General features: G+C 55.7%; 23 protein-coding genes and 1 tRNA gene. 6 read left to right on the plus strand and 18 right to left on the minus strand.

All coding sequences use genetic code 11. The features are described 5' to 3' along the window. Positions 1-7: 7 nt before the first annotated feature. The 8 genes from phnK to O3S68_RS20685 all read right to left on the minus strand — a co-directional run bounded on the left by phnK (position 8) and on the right by O3S68_RS20685 (position 5,491). Positions 8-766, minus strand: a complete 759-nt coding sequence (gene phnK / locus O3S68_RS20650) for a phosphonate C-P lyase system protein PhnK (RefSeq protein ID WP_045511855.1) — start codon at positions 764-766, stop codon at positions 8-10. Beyond that, a complete protein-coding gene (locus O3S68_RS20655) occupies positions 763-1,611 on the minus strand; it encodes an alpha-D-ribose 1-methylphosphonate 5-phosphate C-P-lyase PhnJ (RefSeq protein ID WP_020456187.1) in 849 nt (282 codons plus the stop codon). The genes phnK and O3S68_RS20655 overlap by 4 nt, the downstream gene beginning before the upstream one ends. Continuing rightward, positions 1,604-2,668, minus strand: coding sequence for a carbon-phosphorus lyase complex subunit PhnI (locus O3S68_RS20660; RefSeq protein ID WP_160271322.1), 1,065 nt, complete (start codon positions 2,666-2,668; stop codon positions 1,604-1,606). The genes O3S68_RS20655 and O3S68_RS20660 overlap by 8 nt, the downstream gene beginning before the upstream one ends. After that, positions 2,668-3,252: a phosphonate C-P lyase system protein PhnH gene (gene phnH, locus O3S68_RS20665; RefSeq protein WP_045511859.1), complete on the minus strand. Its 585-nt coding sequence runs from the start codon at positions 3,250-3,252 to the stop codon at positions 2,668-2,670. The genes O3S68_RS20660 and phnH overlap by 1 nt, the downstream gene beginning before the upstream one ends. After that, the gene (gene phnG / locus O3S68_RS20670; protein WP_269232370.1) at positions 3,249-3,701 is read right to left on the minus strand and encodes a phosphonate C-P lyase system protein PhnG; all 453 of its coding nucleotides are present in this window, start codon (positions 3,699-3,701) and stop codon (positions 3,249-3,251) included. Before phnG ends, phnH begins: the two co-directional genes overlap by 4 nt. After that, positions 3,702-4,427 carry a phosphonate metabolism transcriptional regulator PhnF gene (phnF, locus tag O3S68_RS20675; RefSeq protein WP_269232439.1) on the minus strand — a complete coding sequence of 242 codons (726 nt, stop codon included), beginning with the start codon at positions 4,425-4,427 and terminating at the stop codon, positions 3,702-3,704. It abuts the gene before it with no gap. A gap of 188 nt (positions 4,428-4,615) precedes the next feature. After that, positions 4,616-5,062: a VOC family metalloprotein YjdN gene (gene yjdN, locus O3S68_RS20680; RefSeq protein WP_269232371.1), complete on the minus strand. Its 447-nt coding sequence runs from the start codon at positions 5,060-5,062 to the stop codon at positions 4,616-4,618. A 93-nt stretch (positions 5,063-5,155) separates the two neighbouring features. Beyond that, positions 5,156-5,491 (minus strand): zinc ribbon domain-containing protein YjdM, encoded by a 336-nt coding sequence (locus O3S68_RS20685; RefSeq protein WP_045511864.1) that lies wholly within the window; start codon positions 5,489-5,491, stop codon positions 5,156-5,158. A 601-nt stretch (positions 5,492-6,092) separates the two neighbouring features. Here O3S68_RS20685 and crfC point away from each other — a divergent pair. Further along, entirely contained in the window at positions 6,093-8,447 is a 2,355-nt protein-coding gene (gene crfC / locus O3S68_RS20690) for a clamp-binding protein CrfC (RefSeq protein ID WP_269232372.1), read from the plus strand. Then, positions 8,444-9,322 carry a diguanylate cyclase regulator RdcB family protein gene (locus O3S68_RS20695; RefSeq protein ID WP_269232373.1) on the plus strand — a complete coding sequence of 293 codons (879 nt, stop codon included), beginning with the start codon at positions 8,444-8,446 and terminating at the stop codon, positions 9,320-9,322. The genes crfC and O3S68_RS20695 overlap by 4 nt, the downstream gene beginning before the upstream one ends. Before the next feature lie 203 nt (positions 9,323-9,525). On the opposite strand, the gene kdgT is transcribed toward O3S68_RS20695, so the two are convergent. Further along, positions 9,526-10,524: a 2-keto-3-deoxygluconate transporter gene (gene kdgT, locus O3S68_RS20700; RefSeq protein ID WP_020456196.1), complete on the minus strand. Its 999-nt coding sequence runs from the start codon at positions 10,522-10,524 to the stop codon at positions 9,526-9,528. A gap of 653 nt (positions 10,525-11,177) precedes the next feature. Between kdgT and proP the strand changes: the two genes are divergently transcribed. Beyond that, positions 11,178-12,680, plus strand: coding sequence for a glycine betaine/L-proline transporter ProP (gene proP, locus O3S68_RS20705; RefSeq protein WP_020456197.1), 1,503 nt, complete (start codon positions 11,178-11,180; stop codon positions 12,678-12,680). Between the two features lie 34 nt (positions 12,681-12,714). Here proP and O3S68_RS20710 read toward each other — a convergent pair whose 3' ends face one another. From O3S68_RS20710 to O3S68_RS20720, 3 genes are all read right to left on the minus strand, one after another. Further along, a complete protein-coding gene (locus tag O3S68_RS20710) occupies positions 12,715-13,668 on the minus strand; it encodes a nickel/cobalt transporter (RefSeq protein WP_269232374.1) in 954 nt (317 codons plus the stop codon). 78 nt (positions 13,669-13,746) lie between these two features. Further along, positions 13,747-14,358, minus strand: a complete 612-nt coding sequence (locus tag O3S68_RS20715; RefSeq protein WP_269232375.1) for a DUF2238 domain-containing protein — start codon at positions 14,356-14,358, stop codon at positions 13,747-13,749. A 263-nt stretch (positions 14,359-14,621) separates the two neighbouring features. Further along, positions 14,622-14,697: transfer RNA gene (locus O3S68_RS20720), tRNA-Phe, on the minus strand. Between the two features lie 183 nt (positions 14,698-14,880). Between O3S68_RS20720 and O3S68_RS20725 the strand changes: the two genes are divergently transcribed. Together O3S68_RS20725 and O3S68_RS20730 are read left to right on the plus strand one after the other, a co-directional pair. Next, the gene (locus O3S68_RS20725; protein WP_020456201.1) at positions 14,881-15,726 is read left to right on the plus strand and encodes an AraC family transcriptional regulator; all 846 of its coding nucleotides are present in this window, start codon (positions 14,881-14,883) and stop codon (positions 15,724-15,726) included. Between the two features lie 37 nt (positions 15,727-15,763). Next, on the plus strand, positions 15,764-16,369 hold the full coding sequence (locus O3S68_RS20730) for a LysE family translocator (protein WP_114413851.1): 606 nt from the start codon (positions 15,764-15,766) through the stop codon (positions 16,367-16,369). Here O3S68_RS20730 and O3S68_RS20735 read toward each other — a convergent pair. From O3S68_RS20735 to aspA, 5 genes are all read right to left on the minus strand, one after another. Beyond that, positions 16,366-16,941 (minus strand): transcriptional regulator, encoded by a 576-nt coding sequence (locus O3S68_RS20735; RefSeq protein WP_017459204.1) that lies wholly within the window; start codon positions 16,939-16,941, stop codon positions 16,366-16,368. The genes O3S68_RS20730 and O3S68_RS20735 overlap by 4 nt on opposite strands. 47 nt (positions 16,942-16,988) lie before the next feature. After that, on the minus strand, positions 16,989-18,689 hold the full coding sequence (locus O3S68_RS20740; protein WP_269232376.1) for a protein-disulfide reductase DsbD: 1,701 nt from the start codon (positions 18,687-18,689) through the stop codon (positions 16,989-16,991). Next, entirely contained in the window at positions 18,665-18,988 is a 324-nt protein-coding gene (gene cutA, locus O3S68_RS20745; RefSeq protein WP_017459202.1) for a divalent cation tolerance protein CutA, read from the minus strand. Before cutA ends, O3S68_RS20740 begins: the two co-directional genes overlap by 25 nt. An 84-nt stretch (positions 18,989-19,072) precedes the next feature. Continuing rightward, a complete protein-coding gene (locus O3S68_RS20750; RefSeq protein ID WP_269232377.1) occupies positions 19,073-20,374 on the minus strand; it encodes an anaerobic C4-dicarboxylate transporter in 1,302 nt (433 codons plus the stop codon). 112 nt (positions 20,375-20,486) lie between these two features. After that, complete coding sequence (gene aspA, locus O3S68_RS20755; protein WP_020456206.1) at positions 20,487-21,923, minus strand: aspartate ammonia-lyase; 1,437 nt, start codon at positions 21,921-21,923, stop codon at positions 20,487-20,489. Positions 21,924-22,260: 337 nt separating this feature from the next. Here aspA and O3S68_RS20760 point away from each other — a divergent pair, with 337 nt between their 5' ends. Then, positions 22,261-22,731, plus strand: a complete 471-nt coding sequence (locus O3S68_RS20760; RefSeq protein WP_269232378.1) for an FxsA family protein — start codon at positions 22,261-22,263, stop codon at positions 22,729-22,731. Positions 22,732-22,762: 31 nt separating this feature from the next. Here the strand turns inward: O3S68_RS20760 and yjeH are convergent, their stop codons facing one another. Beyond that, positions 22,763-24,019, minus strand: a complete 1,257-nt coding sequence (gene yjeH, locus O3S68_RS20765) for an L-methionine/branched-chain amino acid transporter (RefSeq protein ID WP_269232379.1) — start codon at positions 24,017-24,019, stop codon at positions 22,763-22,765. Between the last annotated feature and the right edge of the window lie 110 nt (positions 24,020-24,129).

Consider the following 24,129-nt stretch of genomic DNA (forward strand, 5'->3'; position numbering starts at 1 on the left):
CCACTCCTTAATTTTGCAATACCGAGGAGACCAGCAATTGGGTGTAAGGGTGGTGCGGATCGTCGAGCACCCGATCGGTTAACCCACTTTCCACCACCTGACCTTGTTTCATCACCAGCAAGCGGTTCGCCAGCAGCCGCGCAACGCCCAAATCATGGGTCACCATCACCACGGCGAGGTTCATCTCCACCACCAGGCCGCGCAGCAGGTCGAGCAAACGCGCCTGTACGGAAACATCCAGCCCGCCGGTGGGCTCATCCATAAACACCAGTTTCGGGCGGGTGACCAGGTTACGGGCAATTTGCAGACGTTGCTGCATGCCGCCGGAAAAAGTGGTAGGCAAATCGTCGATGCGTGACGGCGGGATCTCGACATCGCTGAGCCACTGCTCAGCGCGGTCACGGATATCGCCGTAATGCCGCGCCCCGGTTGCCATCAGACGTTCGCCGATATTGCCGCCAGCGGAAACCTGGCGGCGCAGACCATCGAGCGGATGCTGATGGACCACGCCCCACTCGGTGCGCAGTAGGCGACGGCGTTCGGCTTCGCTCATTGCGTAGAGGTCGCGCGCCTGGTACGTAATGGTGCCGTGCTGGGGCACCAGACGCGCCGAAATGGCATTCAGCAGCGTGGTTTTGCCAGAGCCAGATTCACCGACAATGCCCAGCACTTCGCCCGGCCACAAATCGAAAGAGACGTCCTGAAAGCCCTTGCCTGGCGCATAAAGATGGGAAAGGTGAGTCACCGAAAGCAGCGGTTGGGTCATTTGCGTAAAGCCTCGCTCTGTTGGCGGCAGAAATCGGTGTCGGAGCAGACGAACATGCGCGTGCCGGTATCATCCAGCACCACTTCATCCAGGTAGCTATGGGTGGAACCACAAATGGCACACGGCTGATCCCACTTTTGCGGCGCGAAGGGGTAATCCTCAAAATCGAGGCTCACCACCTGCGTATAGGGCGGCACGGCGTAGATGCGTTTTTCACGCCCGGCGCCAAACAGTTGCAGGGCGGGCATCATGTGCATTTTCGGGTTATCGAACGCCGGGATTGGCGACGGGTCCATCACGTAGCGGGCGTTCACTTTTACCGGCCATGCGTAGCGGGTAGTGAAGTTGCCAAAACGCGCAATATCTTCGTACAACTTCACCTGCATCACGCCGTACTCTTCCAGCGCGTGCATGGTGCGGGTTTCCGTCTCGCGCGGCTCGATAAAGCGCAGCGGTTCCGGGATCGGCACCTGGTAAATCAGAATTTGATCTTCTTTGAGCGGCGTTTCGGGAATGCGATGACGCGTCTGAATCAGCGTGGCGTCGGCGGTGCGTTCGGTGGTTTCCACGCCGGTAACGCGGGTAAAGAACTGGCGGATGGAGACGGCGTTGGTGGTATCGTCCGCGCCCTGGTCGATCACTTTCAGCACGTCATCTTCACCGATCACGCTGGCGGTGATCTGGATGCCGCCGGTGCCCCAGCCATAGGGCATCGGCATTTCGCGCCCGCCAAACGGCACCTGATAACCGGGGATCGCCACTGCTTTAAGCAGCGCGCGGCGGATCATGCGTTTGGTTTGCTCATCAAGGAAAGCAAAGTTGTAACCGGTTAGCGCGTTAGCCACGATGTTTCTCCTGTTGCAGCTGTCTGAGCAAATCCAGTTCGGCCTGGAAATCAACGTAGTGGGGGAGTTTCAGATGCGAGACAAAACCTGCCGCTTCGACGTTATCCGCGTGCGCCAGCACAAACTCTTCGTCCTGCGCCGGGCTTTTAATCGGCTCGCCGTAGTCGGCGGCTTGCAGGGCGCGGTCGACCAGCGCCATCGCCATCGCTTTGCGTTCGCTCATGCCGAACACCAGCCCGTAGCCGCGGGTAAAGTGTGGCGGCTCATCATGCGGTGCGACAAAGCCATTGACCATTTCGCATTCGGTTACCAGCAGTTCGCCGATGTTGACCGCAAAACCCAGCTCTTCCGGCACAATTTCCACATCGATATACCCGCTGCGGATCTCACCGGCGAACGGGTGATTGCGCCCGTAACCGCGCTGAGTGGAGTAGGCGAGCGCCAGCAAGTAACCCTCATCGCCGCGCGCCAGTTGCTGCAAACGTGAAGCGCGCGAACAGGGGTAAACCGGCGGATTGCGGGTAATGTCGTCCGGGGTTGCGCCGCTATCTTCTTCGGCTTTTGCCAGCCCTTCGTTGACCAGCAAACTGAAAACGTGCGGGGCGGCGTCCTGCTGCGCTTCGCGCGTGGTGAGCGTCGGCGTTTCGCCTTCGGCGAGCAGGGTGAAATCGAGCAGGCGGTGGGTGTAATCGTGCGTGGGGCCAAGCAACTGGCCGCCGGGAATATCTTTGTAAACCGCTGAGATACGGCGTTCTAAACGCATTTTCGCGCTGTCGATGGGTTCGCTCACCGCCAGGCGCGGCAGCGTGGTGCGGTAAGCGCGCAGCAGAAAAATGGCTTCGACGTTATCGCCGCTCGCCTGTTTTAACGCCAGCGCCGCCAGTTCCCGATCGGCAATGCCGCCTTCGGTCATCACGCGGTCGACCGCGAGGTGCAACTGGTCGGCGATTTGTGCAACGCTCAGCTCCGAAAGCTCCGCGTCGCCACGGCGTTTATGCTCCTGCAGTGCGTGGGCTGCGGCGATGGCCTTTTCGCCCCCCTTGACAGCAACGTACATCAGTACACCTCCACCAGCGTGGTTCTCGGTATCGCCAGCGCGCGTTCGCCGCAGGTCAGGATCACGTCGATACCTGTCGGAAACGAGTGCGGGCGGTCGGTAAACTCATCGGTAATGCACTCCGGCAACTGCGGGGCAACCATGCGTTCTTCCAGAATGCCCGGCCCGGTCAGGCGCAGCATGCGCCCGCCGCTCAGTGCCGGGAGCTGTAAAATCAGGGTCGCGCTGCTTTCCGGGCTGATATCCGTGCCGCCTGGCAGGGCGCTCAGTTGCTCGGCGCTGAGGGTGTGATCGGCAATGGCGAACAGCGAGTGTTGCGGTTGATCGACCAGCGGCGCGTTGGTGTGAAAGCGCAGGTTCTGACGCACGAGGTCGTTATCCACGGCGGCGGAAAGCCAAATCGGTGTGTCGTTATCGGCAAGCGTCAGCAATACGCTGGTGGTGGCCGGGTTGAGCGGCGGCCAGCCATGTTTTAACTGCGGCAGCGAGACAATCACACCCGGCTCGCTCATGGCTTTTAACAGACGGCGAAAACAGTGTTGGGCATCGTGAACCGCCGACGCGAAAGCGGGTTGTAAGGTCATGCGTTATCTCCGCGAACCAGCGTAAAGAAGTCGACCCGGCTGGCGTTGATTTCGGCCTGACGCGCAGTAAGTCGCGCGGCGCGGTCCGCTTCCAGCGGGGTAATAAGGGTTTCCATCAACGTCTGGAAATAGGAAGGGTCCTGCAACAGCGCATCACACACGGCGCAACGTTCGGCGTGGCCTTTATCGCGCCCGAGCACCCAGCTGAAACCGAGCGTGCCGCATTCCAGGCGAATAACCGCGCGCGTTAATGTTGCATCGCCGGGAAAGAAACGATCGCCGGTCGCGCCCATGCGTGCCTGGATCTGCACCAGGCCTGTCTGCGGGGCGCGCACCTGTTCATATTCCGGGGTGAGTCCGAGCGTGCGCATTCGGCCGCGCAGCATCTCCGGCGTGGCGTGCGCGAGTGCGGCCATCCAGCGCTGTCGGGTTGGCGTATCAAAATGCATTCAGTGCTCCATGGTGAATTCGATCATGTCGGCGCGCGTCAGGCTGACGGAGTATTCCGTGGCGTTGACCTCGCCTTCACGATGGTTGAGGGTGCGCACGCAGAGCAGCGGCGCCATATTGGGGATCTCCAGCCAGCGGCTCTCTTTAACTTGCGCGCGACGGGCGCTGATGCGCGTCTGGGTGCGTTTCAGGCTGACCCCGGCCTGTTCACGTAAAAAGTCATGCAGCGAACCGCTGTCAAACTGTTGCAGCAGCGGCCATAACTGCAGATCGGAGAAATAGTGATCGATAAGGCACAGCGCCACGCCATTCACCCGACGGCGAGTGCGCAGGTGAATCACGTTGTCGCCCTCCTGGATGCCTAATGCATCGGCGACGTGTTGCGACGCCGGACGCAGCACCGTCAGCAGACGTTCGCTGGTGGGATGGCTGCCTTGATCGAGCAGGTTTTGGCTAAAGCGCGCCTGTGCATTGAGGGGGTAGTCGAACGGGCGCATTAGCACCATCACGCCAACGCCCTGGCGGCGCTGTACCCAGCCTTTTTCCACCAGTTGATCGATCGCGCGGCGCAGTGTGTGGCGGTTAACCTCAAAGCGCGTGGCCAGTTGTTGTTCTGCAGGCAGCCAGTCACCGCAGCGATAGTTGCTGCGCAGTTCCTGCTCTAACCTTGCGGCGATTTCCTGATAGCGCGTGGGGTAGCTGGTCGGATGTCTGGACAAGTGCATGCTCATAGTAGCTCCGCGGGCCAGGTAAAAAGTGGTCTTATCGTGAAGTGCAAATGTTGCATTTTGGTTATGCGGTGATTGCGCCGGGATGAATCTTGGCAAACAAGGAGAAGCCGTATGGCGGTATGAAAATGAAAAAGGAGCCGCTGGCTCCTTTTTCAATAAAGATATCAAGTTAAATGAAGAGATTAAGCGGCGGGCGGTGCTTTGGCGACATTCACCATCCAGGGAATGCCGAATTTATCAGTCACCATGCCAAAACCGTGCGCCCAGAATGTCTCCTGCCACGGCATGGTGACGCGCCCGTCGGCGGCAAGCGCGTCGAACCAGGCTTTGCCTTGATCGACATCCTGTGTGGCGAGACTTAAGGTAAAACCGCTGTAATCCCCGCTGTTTTGCCTGCCGTCGCTCATCATGATTTCGCTACCGGCAATGCGTAAATTCGCATGGGCAATATCGTTATCGGCGAAAGCCTGACCCGCAGCGCAGCTTTCATCGCTATTGCTCTCTTGCGGAGATTTAGGCATTTCACCAAATGTTATCTTGTAGGTTAATTCGGCATGGAGTACCTGTTGGTAAAACTCGATGGCCTGCTGGCACTGGCCAGAAAAAGAGATGTAGGGACTGAGCGGCATAATCATTACCTCGGGTAACGAAATCTGCCATAAAGTGTAGTCGCTGCGGGAAAAAGTAAACCAGACGGGAAGCGAATGCTTCCCGTCAAAACATCAATTCTTTTTAACAAATTCAGATTTGAGTTTCATTGGACCAAAACCGTCGATTTTACAATCGATATTATGATCGCCTTCCACCAGACGAATATTTTTTACCCGGGTGCCAATCTTCAACATTGAAGAACTGCCTTTTACTTTCAAGTCTTTAATTACGGTGACGGTATCACCATCGGCTAAAAGATTGCCGTTAGCATCTTTGACGATTAATTCATCTGCATCGTGAGCAGGTTCCGCATCGTTCCACTCGTGGGCGCATTCCGGGCAAATGAACATGCCATTATCTTCATAGGTGTATTCGGAATTACATTTTGGGCAGTGGGGGAGTTGCATAGGGAGTTCCTCAAAAGTACATACAGAGCGGGATAAACCGCACAAAGGCTCAGCGCCAGAAAGGCTGCGATTATACAGCAAAACCGTACAGTTGCCGTTGTTATTATTTTTTTCAGAAAAAACATAAAAAGATGAAAGTAGTGACACAACCTGTCATTCGGTTAAGCGATGCTTATCCCTGAAACATGATGAGTAAATTCTTACACCAGTTATTTAGATTATTTTCTGGTGGAAATTGCCAGCATTTACTAATTCATATAAGGTGGCGTGTAGTATCTGGTGTAATTCGAACCCGAACTGTCATGCCTGCTACGCTGCCAGCAATGGTGGTTATTACCTCTCAAATTGGGTGGGTAAATAAATGATGATATATCCTGGTTGTTCCTGAAAATGAGCTAAGCTCAAACTCTCTGGTTTTTATCACCGGAGTTGCGCCGCTGTCATTTTTTGAGAAAAAAAATATATATTTTCCTGAGTATCATCAGGCGTTTATCTTTTCGAAGATATTTTCCACACGTAATTATAAAAGCCGAAACTTCACTAATAAAACATTCCGGCTAAATAAAAGTAAGAAAATTTGCGTTAAGGAAAGACTTTTGACATGCACACACAAACAATTTTTGAATTAAGCCAGGAAGCAGAAAGATTGTTGCAACTTTCCTTGCACAATCTCCAGGCTTTAAAAAAAATACCGACGGCGACGTTTGATGAGACGAACGCCACCGGTAAGGCGGAAAACGCCAATGTTTTGCCGTTGCATTTCAGCGCGCGCGGCGTTGAAGCGCAGCAGGCGACGCTGCATAACGAATTACGGAAAATTACCCGGCTGGAAATGGTACTGGCGATTGTCGGTACCATGAAGGCAGGAAAGTCGACCACCATCAACGCGATTGTCGGCACGGAAGTGCTGCCCAACCGCAACCGGCCGATGACCGCGCTGCCCACCCTTATTCGCCACACGCCTGGTCAAAAAGAGCCGGTGCTGCACTTTTCTCACGTCGGGCCTATCGACGCGCTTGCGCAACAGCTTCAGACGCGGCTTTTTAATTACAACCGTGAAAAGCTGGCGCAAAAAATTGAAATCGATAAAGACATGGCCGCGCTGCTGGATCGTATTGCGCAAGGCGATGCTTTTGATAAGCACTATCTGGGCGCACAGCCGATCTTCCACTGCCTGAAAAGCCTCAATGATCTGGTGCGCCTCTCCAAAGCGCTGGATGTGGACTTCCCCTTTTCCGCGTATGCGGCGATTGAACACATTCCGGTGATTGAGGTGGAGTTTGTGCATCTGGCCGGGCTCGATAATCAACTGGGCCAACTGACACTGCTGGATACCCCCGGGCCGAATGAAGCCGGGCAGCCACATCTGCAAAAAATGCTCAGCGAGCAACTGGCGCGCGCTTCGGCGGTGCTGGCGGTGATGGACTACACACAGCTTAAATCCATCTCTGATGAGGAAGTGCGCCGCGCGATCTCCTCGGTCGGCCGTTCGGTGCCGCTGTACGCACTGGTGAATAAATTCGATCAAAAAGATCGCAACAGCGACGATGAAGATCAGGTGAAGGCGCTGATTTCCGGTACGTTAATGAAAGGAAACATTAACCCGACCCAGATTTTCCCGGTCTCTTCAATGTGGGGCTATCTGGCGAACCGCGCCCGCCATGAGTTGCAGCACCAGGGGCGTTTGCCGGATCCGCAAGAGCAGCGCTGGGTGCAGGACTTTGCCGAAGCCGCGCTCGGACGCCGCTGGCGCAACGCCGATTTAGAGGATATTGAGCATATCCGCCATGCCGCCGATCTGCTGTGGGAAGATTCGCTGTTTGAAAAACCGATTCGCACACTGCTGCATGCCGCACACGCGAACGCCTCGCTTTATGCGCTGCGTTCGGCGTCGCATAAGCTGCTGAACTACACCCAAAGCGCCCGCGAGTACCTTGATTTTCGCTATCAGGGATTAACCGTGGCCTATGAAAAGCTGGAGCAAAACATCTCCCGGCTGGAAGAGGACATGGCGCTGCTGCGTAGCTGCCAAGAAGGCGTTAGCGATGAAATTGAACATGAAGTGGAAGAGGCGCTCGCCGCAGCCGAAATTTATATTCATGGCCAGCAATTTGAAATTGTCGAAGCCATTGATGCCTGGTTCCATGATGGTCAGTTAATGACAATGGTCAGAGAAAGCCATGCCGACCTGCGTTTCGATGAACATTTCGCGCCGGGGCAACTGGTGCTGGAAAATGAAGGCCAGGCGCAGGTCGCGCTCAGTAAAATCCGCTCGGTGTGCGAGACGATTTTAGTCGCGGCGCAGGAGCGCATCAGCCGTGAGCTGGCACAGCGTTTCGACGAACTGGAAAATACGCTGGCGCGCTCGTTGAACGATGCGATGCGCCCCATCGAAACCCGTATTAAAGAGGAACTTACGCACGCCGGTTTTCGCGCCCGTATCAGTTTCCCGGCGTTCCAGGCAAGCGCGCTCAACTTTAACGCCCGTTCGTTGTTTACCAATGTGATCGCGCCGCAAGATTTGCCTGCCGGGCAGGCGCCGCGCGCTGGCAGCATGCGGGAAACTGTGTCGCGCTGGCTCAACAACCCCAGCTGGGGCTGGGACGATTATGTCGCCACGCGTACCCGCTACGTGATCGACCTTACGGCGTTAAATAAGAAACTCATCGACCATGTTGCTCATTTTTGTGAACAAATTCGTAAAGCTTTAAGCGCGCAGGTCGATGTTTCTGTTACGGCGGGAATGGCGACATTTTTTGCCGAGTTCTCGTTAAGTCTCGCGGGACTACAGGAAAGTTTGCGTGACAGCCTGGCGATACGACAGCAGAACGAGTCGTCAGTGTTGGCGTTGCGCCAGCAGTTGCAGCAGAGCATCAGGACGGCCAATTGGATCCATGAGGACGCACGCCTGTTACGCGATGATATACAAACCCTCTTCGCGGCAGATCTACCATGAAAAATCGACTACTGGACGGCCCGGGGCGCGTACTTGAGTGTATTCACCCGAAATTTATCGTGGATTTGGTGCAGGGCGTTGATGCGCCGCGCCAGACGCCGATTGTGCCTCAACAGCAGTTGTTTCGTGAGCGGCTGACGCAGGAGATCATGGCGCAAACGCAACTGCGCCCGTGGGCAATGTCTGGCGTATTAAATGAAAACGACGCGCTGCGTCTGGGGCTGGCGGAAAAACTGGCCAGCATGCTTGATCCGGGATATCTGGCATTAACCCGCATTACCGAGCGGCTGGCGGCATTGCAACAAGCGGAGCGCCGTCCTGCCAACGCGACGCCTGGCGTGCAGCAGCAATATGACGAGCTGGTTGAGCATTTCAGCCAACGTGCGGCGTGGAAAGAGAAAGCGCTGACCCAGCGCGGACTGGCCGTACAGGCGGGCAACCATAGCGAGCAAGTTTTTGCCCACTGGCGCGCCGGGAATTACAACGGCTGGTCGATGGCCGGACGCTGCTACATCGCGCTGGAAGAGTTGCGCTGGGGGGCGTTTGGTGATGCCTGCCGCCTGGCGAATGAAGGTGTGGCGACGATGCTGAAAGATAATCTGCGCGCGATGGCTGCCGACTTTCTGGCGCAGGGGATTAATGCTTCGCCGGCAACCCGACATTTCTACCACCAATGGCTGGCGACACCTTCGACGCCAGGATTGATGGACTATAAAGATTTACTCGGCTGGCTTGGCGACTGGTGTGATACTGAACGCCATCCGATCTGCTGGTCTGTCACCCAGAGCTGGCAAACGGTGGCGCTCGGCATGCCGCGGCTCTGTTCCGCGACACGCATCGCGACGGCGATGGTGGACGAAGTGTTTGGTGAGTAACCCGCTTTCATACCCGTAAACATCCCTCTATAAAGACAGCGTTGAGTAACAGTGAGAGGGGTAATCAAAACCCGCAACGGGCATTTTCTCCCGGTCATGCGCGGGAGCATGGCAAAGCCAACTCTTGCGGATCACGCCCGCCGGATGCGCTTTTCAACTGGCAATAAAAAAGCCCCGTCAGGGGCTTTTTTGATCGAGCATCTTTAGTGTCCTGTCGACTCGATCGGGTTCTCTGCTTCCTCTTTCGCGTGCGGCACATGACCGAAGCGTTTCGCATACAGCGCAGTGATAATCGGCACCAGAATGGCCGTCACTATCACACTTGCGGCGACCAGCGCGGTTGCGGATGCGGCAACCGGTTCAAATGCCGGGTTAATCTGCGCGATAATCACCGGGTTCGCCACCGCCGCGCCTGCCGCAGAAGAGGCTGCCACACCTGCCGTTCCGTTGCCGCCACCGATTACACGGTCGGCGATAATCAGCGGAATACCGGTGATGATAATCACCGCAACGCCGAGGAAGATGCCCAGCAGGCCGGTTTGCATGATAACGCTCAGGTTGATGGTGTTACCCAGCGCGAAGCCGAAGAACGGGATCAGCACCGGCGTTGCTTTACTGAAGAAAGCGCGCAAATCATGATCGAGGTTACCGAGCGCGAAACCAATCAGGAACGGCAGCACGGCGCCGACAAAGTGGTGCGGCTCAAACGAGGCCAGACCGGCGGAGCCGAGGATCACCATGGTCATCAGCGGGCCGGATTCCAACGACATCAACACAAACGCGCCAGACTCCTCTTTGCTGCCGTACTGGTTCATCAGGCTCGCGTACAGACCGCCGTTGGTCATATCCATGGCGGATACCAGCGCCAGCACAGAAAGCCCGGCAAAGAATCCGGTCTGGATGCCGGTGTCCGGAATAAACGACGCGGCGATCATCGCCACTACCCAGGCGACGGCAATTTTAGTCAGCACCAGTGTGCCGGATTTACGTAAAACGGTGCCGGTAGCGCGTAAATCAATGGATGCGCCAATACAGAAAAACCACACCGCAAGAATGGGTACTGTGCCGGTAATCATCCCTTTAGTGAATGAGCCAAAATAAGCACCGGTATCCGGTGCCAGCGTATTCAACATTGCGCCTAACAGCAGCGGAACCAGCATCATCCCGCCAGGAATGCGTTCTATCGTGGCCTTGATTTTCATAATAAATCCTCACTGCTCGTCATTGCCATGAACGAGGAAAGCTAAAAATTAATAGTGAATATTTTCAATTCATTAAAGAATTTCTCAGGCAGGGCACTCGCTATCGATTGCCGCTGGTCGCCGCATTTAAAGACGCTATGTTGCGCCACTCTGCGGGGTTATGTCGTTATCATCCGATCAATGGAATATCTATTCAATAAGAATGAAACAATGTTTTAGTTACGCCGATCACATATTTTGCGTAAAGATAATCTGATATTTGTTTATTTATTTTTGCTGTAAATGAGTTGTGAAGAAATATATGGGGGAGATGGCAAGGAAGATAATAATCACGACGGTGATTACCGGCATATTTTTAGCCTGCTGCGCATTAGATGTTTCTTATTCCCGATGAGAGAAAAAGCGTTAAAACTGTGAGGAGGATTATTGCGTGGTAAAACTATGTGAATTTGATCACATTTTTAAACCCTGTTAGGGTAAAAAGGTCATTCACTGCCCGGCAGGCGTCAACAGGTTCGGTTGTACAGGCTTTAAACAGTCCGTGTAAGTAAACCTGCTACGCTTGAACAGGAAGGCTGAAAAGCCATTTAAAACGCCCGGCAGGGAGAGTACGCCGGGCGGTTCAGGGCGAAAGTCTAAAGAGGAATAGATGCATGCTAAAAAGGAAAAAAATTAAACCCATCACCTTGCGTGATGTAACCATTATCGATGATGGCAAATTGCGTAAAGCGATTACTGCCGCATCGTTGGGTAACGCCATGGAGTGGTTTGATTTCGGCGTTTACGGCTTTGTCGCCTACGCCCTTGGTAAGGTGTTCTTCCCCGATGCAAACCCCAGCGTGCAGATGATTGCTGCGCTTGGGACCTTCTCGGTTCCGTTCCTGATTCGTCCGTTGGGCGGCCTGTTCTTCGGCATGTTGGGCGATAAATACGGCCGACAAAAAATCCTCGCAATAACGATAGTGATCATGTCCGTCAGTACCTTCTGTATTGGTCTGATCCCGTCGTATGCCACCATTGGTATCTGGGCGCCGATTTTACTGCTGCTGTGTAAGATGGCGCAGGGCTTTTCGGTGGGCGGCGAATATACCGGGGCATCCATCTTTGTCGCCGAATACTCGCCGGACCGAAAACGCGGCTTTATGGGCAGCTGGCTGGATTTTGGTTCCATCGCCGGTTTTGTGCTCGGCGCGGGCGTCGTCGTTCTGCTCTCTACCATTGTCGGTGAGGAGAACTTCCTCGACTGGGGCTGGCGTATCCCGTTCTTCCTGGCGCTCCCGCTGGGGTTAATCGGTCTCTATCTGCGCCACGCACTGGAAGAGACGCCTGCCTTCCAGCAGCACGTCGACAAACTGGAGCAGGGCGATCGCCAGGGGTTGCAGGATGGGCCGAAAGTCTCATTTAAAGAGATTGCGACCAAACACTGGCGCAGCCTGCTGGCCTGTATTGGTCTGGTGATTTCCACCAACGTGACCTACTACATGCTGCTGACGTATATGCCAAGTTACCTGTCGCATAACCTGCACTATTCCGAAGACCACGGCGTGCTGATCATCATTGCTATCATGATTGGTATGCTGTTTGTGCAGCCGGTAATGGGGCTGTTGAGCGACCGCTTTGGCCGCCGTCCGTTTGTTATTCTGGGCAGCATTGCGCTGTTTGTGCTGGCGATCCCGGCCTTCATCATGATTAACAGCAACATTATTGGCCTGATCTTCGCGGGTCTGCTGATGCTGGCGGTGGTGCTGAACTGCTTTACCGGCGTGATGGCGTCAACGTTGCCAGCGATGTTCCCGACGCATATTCGCTACAGCGCGCTGGCAAGCGCGTTCAACATCTCTATCCTGATTGCCGGTTTGACGCCGACGCTGACGGCCTGGCTGGTGGAAAGTTCAGCCAATCTGCTGATGCCTGCCTATTACCTGATGGTGGTTGCGGTGATTGGCCTGATTACTGGCCTGACGATGAAAGAGACAGCGAATCTACCGCTGAAAGGAGCGACCCCGGCGGCGTCGGATCTGCAGGAAGCGCGGGAAATCTTGCAGGAACATCACGATAACATTGAGCAGAAAATCGAAGATATCGATGAGGAGATCGCTCAGTTGCAGGAAAAACGTGCTCGCCTGGTGCAGCAACATCCAAAAATCAACGAGTAATGCCAATCCCGGATGGCGCGGTCATCCGGGATTTTTAGCATCCCGCCGCAATATAATCTCCGTTTGCACTCACCGGAATAACCGTTAAAAACAGCACCAGCGCGAACAGGATCAGCGCCACGCCACCGGCGATTTTCAGCACCGGAACGAACTTGTGTAATGTGCTTGCCTCACCGCCAAAAAACGCCGCCGTGCTGTTACGCGCATAGCGCACCGCCAGCGACAATCCGGCGATCGACAGTGCCGTGCCGACCGCCATGGTCATCACCGCCGCAATGCCCCAACTCACGATGCCGAGCGCATTGGCGAAAAGCAAAATCATGATCGCACCGCTGCACGGGCGTGCGCCAATAGCGAGGATCACACCAAGACGCGTTTTCCAGTCGCCTTGCGTGCTCATGCCAACGCCGTGATGACCGCAGCCGCAATGATCGTCGTGCTGATGTGCGGGAGCCAGTGAGCGGATTGCCAGTTTTCGTGGCTGCAGGGTTTTGAGTGCATTCCAGACGACATACGCGCCGAAACCGCCAATCATCACCGCGCTTATTTTCTCAACGTACCAACGGCTTTCACTGAGATCGCCTGCGGCAAGGTTGAAACCGACCGCCAGAATAAAGACGAACAGAATAGCGCTGACGCCTTGCATCAGGCTGCCCAGCACGGGAACGACGCGCGCCGCAATCTGGCTTTCGTTGTTGGTGCTAAGCCAGGTGGTAACGATGAATTTGCCGTGGCCTGGGCCAATCGCGTGCAGCACGCCATAAAAGAACGCGCCGGTCAGCAGCCATAAGCCGCCGCTGTACTGGTGGTTGTTCAGTTGCAGTAAATACATCACCAGATAGCGGTGCAGGGTGATTTGCGTTGCCAGGCACCATTGCAAAAAGGCCGCCCAGTGCGCATGTAAAACGAAGGCAGCAGCCAGCACCATCGCCAGCAGGGCAACGGCGGCGGGTAAGCGCCAGTCACGGGTGAGAAGTTGCATGGTCATAGGTGTGCGGGCGTTGGGGGGAATCTCCGGAGTATAGGCGGCGAATACCATTGGCTCCAGTCTTCGCCGCGCTTTGTCTTATACGTTGAGCTGGCGTTTGTGCCAGCGCCCCAGAACCAGCACCGTAGTCAGCGCGCCAAGCAGGGCGCAGAACATATCCGACTGGGTATCCCACGGATCGCCCTGGGTGCCGAGAAACTCATCCGCGCCCTGGCCCATAGCCAGCGCCGCCCACCATTCAATTAATTCATAGGTGGCGCTAATCGCCAGCGCAATGCAGCAGACGATAAAGTCGAGCATCTTCCCGCCCCGCACATATTGCCCGCGCAGCAGTATTTCTCTGGCAGCAAGCGCCGGCACCAGCCCCTGAAAGAAGTGGCCGAGTTTGTCATACGGGTTACGGCTCAGCCCAAAAAGATGTTGCACATCAAAACCAACCGGGACTTTCGCGTAGGTATACATGCCGCCGACCATCAGAATAATGGCGTGGAAAAAGATCAGCACATACAGCAGCGATGTCAGCGGATAACGGCGCCAGGTGACGAGCAACAATGGCACGACAACCATTACCGGAACCACTTCCATCAGCCAGGTCACACGGTCTTTGGCAAACCAGCCGGTATAGATAAGGATCACTAACAGCACCAGCGCCGCCGCAGACAGCGACGCGCGATTCACGCTCTTAACCATAGGAATATCCGTTTCAGGAAAAACGACACTATTGACGCGATCGCAGGGAAAAACAAGGTGCTGCGATTTCCAGTAGAACAATGTGGCGGGAAAGGAGAGAGCAATGAAAGGTCGGGTGCGCTGAAAATCATTCCAGCGTGGCGAAGAGCCGCATGGTGCAGGGTCGGTTAATGAACATGCGCGGCGAATAATCGAACGCAGTTCGATGAAGAGTCCGCATTTCCGAAACAAAAACCCGCCTTTTGGGCGGGTTCTTTAAATAGTGGTGCCCGGACTCGGAATCGAACCAAGGACACGGGGATTTTCAATCCCCTGCTCTACCGACTGAGCTATCCGGGCAACGGGGCGCATTAAACCTTAATCGTCTTAAGGCGTCAACTTTATTTCCTTCAATTCTATCCAGTTGCTCAACTTTACGGCAATCTGAGCAATTGCGCGGCACAAATCGACCATTGCACAAATCTTCCAGACTTTTACCTTAAAGATATGAATGCTAACTTCCGGTGGCACTTTGGAGGCGATATGGCGAAAGACTGGCTGGAACTGCGGCAACACGCGGACACGGGTATTGAAACCATCCGCGCGCATTTTGAAGGGCACGCTTACGATCCGCACTGGCACGATAGCTACCTGGTGGGCATTACGCTTTCCGGTACGCAGCAGTTTCACTGTCGGCGGGAGCGCCACCGCAGCACGCCGGGCGATGCCTTTCTACTGGAGCCGGGTGAGATCCACGATGGGGATGCCCCGGTAGAAGGCGGGTTTACCTATCTGACCTTTTACCTTGATGATCGCTGGCTCAGCGACACATTACGCGGCCTGTATGAATCGGTGCCGTCCAGCTATTCACTGCATTTTTCCCACACTATTGCCAGGGAACCGCAATTGATCCGCGCGATTGCCAGGACCTTTTACGCACTGCACAGCGAAGAGATGCGCATCATCCAGCAAAGCGCCATGGATGGGCTGCTCAGCCAGCTTACGCACCATTGCCAGTGGCGCAAACGGCTGCCGTCGCAATTGCAAAGCACAGCCATTGCACACCGTGCGCGTGATTATCTGCATGCGCACATTGGCGATAACGTTGGCCTTTCGGATCTGGCGCGCGAAACGGGAACCGATCGCTTTACACTGACGCGCTGTTTTAAACGCGAGTTCCATTTAAGCCCGCACGCCTGGCTGATCCAACTGCGGCTCGCCACCGCACGTTCGCAGCTGGCGAAAGGGGAGACGCCAGCAAGCGTTGCTGCCGCGCTGGGATTTGCCGATCAAAGCCATCTTGGGCGCTGGTTTCAGCGCGCATATCGCCTCTCGCCCGCGCACTACCGCAGGCTGTGCACAAATCTTCCAGACGACGACAGCAAATAACGCGACAGTCTAAGGCTCATTAATAAGGAGCCTGCCTGTGAACCTGTTTTATAGCTATCTGCCGTTTTTACTCTTCGCGTTTGTGGCGTCGATTACTCCTGGCCCAACCAACATTTTGATCCTGACCAGCAGCCAGCGCTTTGGCATCAAAGCGACGTTGCCTGCGGTGGTGAGCGCCTGCGTGGCGGCCAGCCTGATTGTCTTTATCTCCGGCGCGGGCGCGGGTGAAGTGCTGCGCAGCTATCCGCTGGTACGTGAGGTGATGAGCTGGGCAGGCGCGTTGTGGTTAAGCTGGCTGAGCTGGCAATTATTTACCGCGCCCGCGGCCGATTTGCAGGGCGAAGCGCAGCGACCGTTTAGCGGCCGTGCGGCGGCGATGCTGCAACTGATTAACCCGAAAACCTGGATGATGGCGCTGGCGGTGGTAAGCCTGTTTGCCCCGCACGGCGCGCATCCTTTGCGCGAGGTGTCGTTACTGTCACTGTGGTTTTTGTTGATCTCTCTGCTGTGCCTGAGCGCGTGGACGCTGCTCGGCAAGGCGGTCAACCGGCTGTTTCGCACCACCACATCGCTACTCTGGTTTCAGCGTGTGATGGCACTGTGCCTGTTGCTTTCCGCCTGGGCGGGATTTCTGGGCGCTTAGGTCAGCGCGCCGCCCTGGCGGCAGCGGGCAAAACGCAGAATATCTTCCGCCAGCCGCTGGGCCGTATCGACATCGGCCTGGCTGCGGTTAACCAGCATCCGGCTCAGACAGCCCTCCAGCACCAGCTCCATCTGCTTCGCCACCATCGCCGGATCGTCCACTTCTAACTGCGTCAGCAGCTGATGGGTGAAATCATGCGCGTCGCGCTTTTGCTGATCCGCAAGCTGGTGGATCGGGTGCGCCGGATCCGGGAAGAAGGTGCAGGCGGCAATAAACAAGCAACCCGGATAGCGGTTATTGCTCACACATTCGGTGAGCGCCCCGTAGCGCGCCAGCAGTTTTTGCTCATTGCTGAGCGTTTCGTCCAGCAGCAGTTGCCTGCGCCAGACATCTACCTGCTGGCTGAGGTAACGCAGCGCGTCATACAGCAGCGCCTCTTTGTCTGGCCAGAAACGGCGGAACTCATCGATGGGATAGTCGATGCGCTCGGCAACCATTTCAAGAGTGGTGTCCGCAATCCCTCTTAATTCAAGTAATTGCAAAGTTTGACTCAAAACGTCTTCGCGTTGCACGGTGATATCCTCCGTTATCTGAAGCGAGTTCCCCCACACAGTGTTGTTTACGGGGCGCGATTGCGCAAATGCGCGGCGAACGCGGCGGCGTCCATAAACCCGGTCACCCGGGCTGCCGGTTGCTCACGGCCTTGCGCGTCGAAAAACAGGATCGTCGGCAGACCCAGCACATTGAGCTGGCGCAGCAGCGCAGCGTCCTGCGCGTTGTTGGCCGTTACGTTGGCCTGCAATAACACGGTATCTTTCAGCGCCGCCTGTACGCGGGCGTCGCTAAAGGTGTACTTCTCAAACTCTTTGCACGCCACGCACCAGTCGGCATAGAGATCCAGCATCACCGGGCGGCCATTGGCCTGCGCCAGCGCCTGGTTCAGATCGTCGACGGTGGAAATGGACGTGAAGGCCAGCGGCGAGTGTGTCTGCGCGGCGGGGGTGCCAAACGCCCAATCCTGTAACGGACGCGCACAGATCAGCGACGCGCTGAGCAGGGCGATTTGCAGCACGCGGACAAACGCATGCTTCGCACCCAGACTGGTGATAAATGCCCAGCCGAAAAACGCCACGCCGAGCAGCGACCACAGCCGCAGCCCCCAGGTTTCACCGAGCACGCGCTCCAGCAGAAAGATCGGCAGGGCGAGGATCACAAAGCCAAAAGCGGTTTTGACCTGCTCCATCCACGGCCCGCTTTTGGGTAGCAGCCGGTTACCGAACACCGTCACGAGGATCAGCGGCAGGCCCATACCCAGCGCGTAAAGATAGAGCGTACCGCCGCCGAGCCACAGGTTACCGCTTTGCGCAATATAGAGCAGGATGGCGCTTAACGGCGCGGTGGTGCAGGGCGAGCAAATCAGCCCGGCTATCGCGCCCATGGCAAACACCCCGCCCACGGAGCCACCCTGCTGGCGGTTGCTCCACAGGGTTAAGCGGGTCTGCAGTGCAGAAGGAAGCTGTAAGGTAAACAGGCCGAACATCGACAGCGCCAGCAGCGTGAACAGCACCGACAAGCCAATCAGCACATACGGGTGTTGCAGCGCCGCCTGGAATGATAACCCTGCCGCTGCGACCACCAGCCCCAGCGCCGTATAGGTGAGCGCCATTCCTTGCACGTAGATAAACGCCAGCAGCAGCGCGCGCGGCGTGGCAAGGCGCTGTCTCCCGCCAAGCACAATGCCGGAAATCAGCGGGTACATTGGCAGCACACAGGGCGTAAAGGCGATACCAATACCGATCAACAGCGCCCACAGTGCAGAGAAGGGAAGCTGATTTTCCGTGGTGTCCTGCGTTGCGCCTGGCGGTGCATTTACCGGTGCCGGTGTCGTTGCCGCCGCGACTTCCATCAACGGCACCACTTTGGTTTCCGGCGGGTAACAGAAGCCGGCATCGGCGCAGCCTTGGTAAGTGACGGTCAGTGTTGCGCCTTTTGCCGCCGCGTTGATATCGAGCGGCAGGTTCAGGCGCTGGCGGTAGATTTCCGTTTTGCCGTAGAACTCATCTTCATGCATCTCCCCTTTTGGCAGCGTTAACGCGCCAATAGTTGCTTGCGCCGGGGTGACGTGAATTTGCTGGCGATAAAGGTAGTAACCCTCTTTAACCTGCCAGTTGAGCGTTAAGTCATGCTGATGCTGCTGAAAATCAAAGATAAACGCCTGGTCGGCGGGCACAAAACTGGAGCGACCGGGCGCGTCGAATAAGCCCGCAAAAGCGGTGGTGCTGCACAGCAGCAGGATCAGCGTAAAGATGCGTTGAGCCATGAGAGGTAATCGTAATCTCCGTGGGTGACGGGTAAAGCCAGTAATTCCGGGGTTTGATATGGATGGTGCGCTTTGATGCTGGCGAAGAGGTCTTCCAGATGTGCGACATCGGTTTTAAGCAGCAGTTGCACTTCATACTCTTGCTCGAGTTTGCCTTCCCAGTAATAGAGCGAGGTCGCACCCGGCAAAATGGTGACACAGGCAGCGAGCTTATCTGCCAGCACTTTGGCCGCCAGATCCTGGGCGGTGGCTTCATCCGGGGCGGTGCAGAGTACAACAACGGCGTCAGGCGTGTTCATCGTCAACCTCGTAAGAGCGAAAGCCACGACTATACCACGCGAAGTGAGAGGATCGGGCCGCCGGGCGACCCGATTTTAAGACCTTTACAACAAGATACCGCCGAAGATAAAGCCCAGCATGACGCACAGGGCAATGGCGATCACGCCGGGAACGAGGAACGCGTGGTTAAAAACAAACTTGCCGATGCGCGTTGAGCCGGTGTCATCCATTTCGACCGCCGCCAGCAGAGTTGGGTACGTTGGCAGCACAAACAGCGCGGAAACGGCGGCAAACGACGCAATTGCCGTCAGCGGGGTGACGCCGAGCAGCAGCGCAGCAGGCATCAGCGCTTTGGTGGTCGCGGCTTGCGAATAGAGCAGCGTTGCGGCGAAGAACAGCACCACCGCCAGCAGCCACGGGTAGCTGTGCAGCAGATCGCCCGCCACCGTCTGGATATCTTCGATATGGTGTTTCACGAAGGTATCGCCGAGCCACGCCACGCCGAGCACACAAATACAGGCGCTCATACCAGATTTAAAAGTGCTGGCATTCAGGATTTCGCCGGTGTCGATTTTGCAGGTCAGGCAAATCAGCGTGGCGATGGTCAGCATAAACACCACGATCGCTTCGTTACGCGGCAGCACCGGGTTGGTGATTAAGCCAACGGTCGGGCTGATGGCGGTGGCGTAGAGCATCACGGCGACAATACCAATCAGGAACAGCAATACCGAGCGTTTGGCATGCGGCTTCATGGTAAAAACCTGGCTGCCGCGCAGCTTCACTTCGCCTTTCGCCAGACGTTCCTGATAGACCGGATCATCTTTCAGCTCGCAACCGAGGAAGTTACAGACCACCGCCGTCAACATGACCGCAATCAGCGTCACCGGAATACAAATTGCCAACAGCGTCAGATAGCTCACGCCAAGTGGTTCAAGGATGCCAGCAAAAAAGACTACTGCCGCAGAGATGGGCGACGCGGTAATCGCAATTTGCGAGGCGACGACAGCAATCGACAGCGGACGCGACGGGCGAATACCTTGCTCTTTCGCCACTTCGGTAATTACCGGCAGCGTGGAAAACGCGGTGTGCCCGGTACCGGCGAGAATGGTCATAAACCAGGTGACCAGCGGCGCGAGAAAGGTGATGTACTTCGGATGGCGGCGCAGCATTTTTTCCGCCAGGCTCACCAGATAATCCATCCCGCCCGCTACCTGCATGGCGGCGATAGCGGCGATGACCGCCATAATAATTTCTATGACATCAAAGGGAATTGCCCCGGGTTTGATTTGAAAGAACAGGGTGAGAACCAGTACACCAAGGCCACCGGCAAAACCAATGCCGATGCTGCCTAATCTGGCGCCAAGGTAGATAGCAATCAGGACGAGGACAAGCTCTGCAGCAAACATAGTTGGCTTCCTTGTTTAACTAAGTGATATCGAATTGTTATAGTTTAGTAACCATCCAAAAGAAAAAGGCACGTCGCTCAGGACGTGCCTTTTGTCTTTCTAACCGTCGGAATTACTGTTCGCTTTCATCGGTATAACGCTTCGCTTTATAAGCCGGGTGCATCAGGTTTTGCGCCGAGAAGATGTCGTCCAGCTCCGCTTCCGTCAGCAGGCCGCGCTCCAGCACCACTTCACGTACGCTCTTACCGGTTTCGGCGCAAATTTTGCCAACGATGTCGCCGTTGTGGTGGCCGATGAACGGGTTGAGGTAGGTGACGATGCCGATGGAGTTATAGACATAGCCTTCGCACACTGCTTTGTTGGCGGTAATGCCGTTGATGCATTTTTCCAGCAGGTTGTAGCAGGCGTTGGTCAGAATATGCACCGACTCAAACATGGCCTGGCCAATCACCGGTTCCATCACGTTCAACTGCAACTGGCCCGCTTCGGAAGCCATGGTGACGGTGGTGTCGTTGCCGATCACTTTAAAGCACACCTGGTTCACCACTTCCGGCACCACTGGGTTCACTTTTGCTGGCATGATGGACGAGCCCGCCTGCAACTCCGGCAGGTTGATCTCATTCAGCCCAGCGCGCGGCCCGGAGGAGAGCAGGCGCAAGTCGTTACAGATTTTAGAAAGTTTTACCGCCAGGCGTTTCAGCGAGCTGTGCACCATCACGTAGGCGCCGCAGTCGGAGGTCGCTTCAATCAGGTCTTCCGCCGGAACCACCGGCAGATTGCTCACTTCCGCCAGTTTTTGCACGGCCAGTTGTTGATAGCCGTCCGGGGTGTTGAGGCGCGTACCGATTGCCGTTGCACCAAGGTTCACTTCCAGCAGCAGTTCGGCGGTACGCAGCAGGTTTTTGGTTTCTTCATTCAGCAGCACGTTGAAAGCGTGGAACTCCTGACCGAGGGTCATCGGCACCGCGTCCTGCAACTGGGTGCGGCCCATTTTCAGGATATCCTTGAACTCCACGGCTTTGTTTTCGAAGCCTTCGCCGAGCTGTTTGATGGCATCAACCAGTTTGACGATGGAGGCGTACACCGCGATGCGGAACCCGGTCGGGTAGGCGTCGTTGGTGGACTGGCATTTGTTAACATGATCGTTCGGGTTGAGGAACTGGTATTCACCTTTCTGATGGCCCATCAGCTCAAGACCGATGTTCGCCAGCACTTCGTTGGTGTTCATGTTCACAGAGGTGCCCGCGCCGCCCTGATAGACGTCTACCGGGAACTGGTCCATGCATTTGCCATTGTTGAGGACCTCATCACATGCGGCAACGATAGCGTTGGCGATACTTTTCGGGATGGTTTGCAGCTCTTTGTTCGCCAGCGCTGCCGCCTTTTTCACCATCACCATGCCACGGACAAACTCAGGAATGTCGCTGATTTTGCTGTTGCTGATATAAAAGTTTTCAATCGCTCTCAGAGTATGCACGCCGTAGTAGGCATCCGCTGGCACTTCCCTGGTACCTAACAAGTCTTCTTCGATACGAATGTTGTTTAACATGTGAACCTTCTTTTTCAAGCTACGAATGAATACACCAAACACACAAAATTAATGTGGTTATGTGTCTTTTTCGACCGACGATTATCCCCTTAATCGGCCGGATGACTGAAATTATATGCTGAAGGAAAGGAAATGCCGTAATCGGGATCACTTATTATCCCCGTCAATGCATCATAATTAATAATATGTGAAATAAGTCACCGCTTCGTAACAGACAAAAATTTACAACCGCCGCGAAATTGAATTTTCCGCATTTGCCACCATCTGATCAGGATGCGATTTGCAAACCCATTTCGACAGACGCTCTGACGCGGCTGTTCATTGACAGGAGAAGCCAGTGCGCTGGATACCGTTTATTGCAGTCTTTTTATACGTTTACATCGAGATCTCGATCTTTATTCAGGTCGCGCATGTTTTTGGCGTGCTGATGACACTGATTCTGGTGATCTTCACTTCGGTGATTGGCATGTCGCTGGTGCGCAACCAGGGATTTAAGAACTTTTTGCTGATGCAGCAGAAGATGGCGGCGGGCGAAAGCCCGGCGGCGGAGATGATCAAAAGCGTTTCGCTGATTATCGCTGGCTTGTTGCTGGTACTGCCGGGATTCTTTACCGACTTCCTTGGCCTGCTGTTGCTGTTGCCGCCGGTGCAAAAACACCTGACGCTGAAACTGATGCCGCATTTACGATTTTCGCGGATGCCGGGCGGCGGGTTTAGCGCGGGCGGTGCTGACGGGCAGACATTTGAGGGCGAATATCAGCGCAAAGACAATCCGCGCGATCGTCTGGATAACAAAGACGATCGCTAATTTCTGACGCCCGGCAATGCCGGGCTTCTTTTTATGACTGAGTGGAATGAATGGAGGTTGTGCGGCGCTTTGGCAGCAGCAACCACAATGCGAACAGCATGAACACCGCGTAAAGACTCTTCCAGCCGGGGATCACCAACAGCAGCAAACATAGCGCGCTGCCGAGTACCGCCAGCGCCTTAAAGCGTCCTTTCAACAAGCGACAGCCCGCCAGCATGCACAGCAGATAAATCATGATGAAAATGCCGTTCGCGTAGATGATCAGCGTATCAAGATTCACGCTGAAGGCGTAAATCGCGAGGGTGCAGAACATGCAGCAGATAATTACCGCGTTCAGCGCATTTAAGGGCAACTGGCGTCTGGAGAGCTTCGCCAGTGCGCTATCCGGCTTGTATGCCGCCTGCGACCATACCAGCCGGGCAAAACTCTGGATATAGATATTCAGGCTGGCGAAACAGGCCAGATAACCAATAATGCAGGCAATCCACAGCGCGTGTTTACCAAACAACTCAACGACAATCACCGGCAGCGACGCCGCTGCGCCCTGAGTTCGCCAGACATCGAAGTGCAGCACCACAACGGTACAGGCCCAGTAAACCGAGCCAGCCAGCAGCAGGCCAATCATCAGTGCGCGCGGGAAATCCCGCTCGGGGTTTTTGAATTCAGAGGCCAGATGGGCGAAGGCTTCAAGCCCGACGAAACACCAGAACATCACCGCCAGCGAAGCCGACATCGCCGAAACGTGCACTTCTGAGATTGGTGGAAAAGGGATGTCGCTGAAACTTATGCCGCCGCGCCACCAGATCGCCACAATTAACGCCACAATCAGCCCGGCGATAATCGATTGCAGGTTCGCGCTGGAACCCGCGCCTCGAGTACCCAGCAGCCAAATCAGCGCCAGCGTACCCAACTCAGTCATCAACAATTGCGGCCCCTGCCAGCCAAACATGCCTTGCCAGAAACCCGCAGCAATGTGCAGCGCGGCGGGCAATCCAACCGGGATAACAGAGAGAAACAACCAGCCCGTTACGCGTTCAAGACACGGGCCGAAGGCCATACCGACGAAATACGCTACGCCGCCCGCGCTGGGAAAGTGGCGGCCCAGCGCGGCAAAAACAATGGCGACCGGGAAGACGAGCACGATCAGTAATGGCCATGCCCACAGGCTGCTGTTACCCGCCGCCAGTGCGGCCAGCGCCGGAACGGCGAACACGCCGGTGCCCAATAAAGAGGTGGAAAGTAACCCAATGCCCTGAGCCAACCCCAGCTCTTGTTTTAGTCCGCTCATTGTCTTTTGTCTGCTTATCGTCAGGAGCGTCGATGTTATCACAATCAGTTTTGCTGATGGCTGCCGCAGCCCCTGCCAGCAATGGTGGTTTATCTACGGATAAATTTTCG

The sequence above is a fragment of the Kosakonia sp. SOY2 genome (assembly GCF_027109175.1).
GTDB lineage: Bacteria > Pseudomonadota > Gammaproteobacteria > Enterobacterales > Enterobacteriaceae > Kosakonia.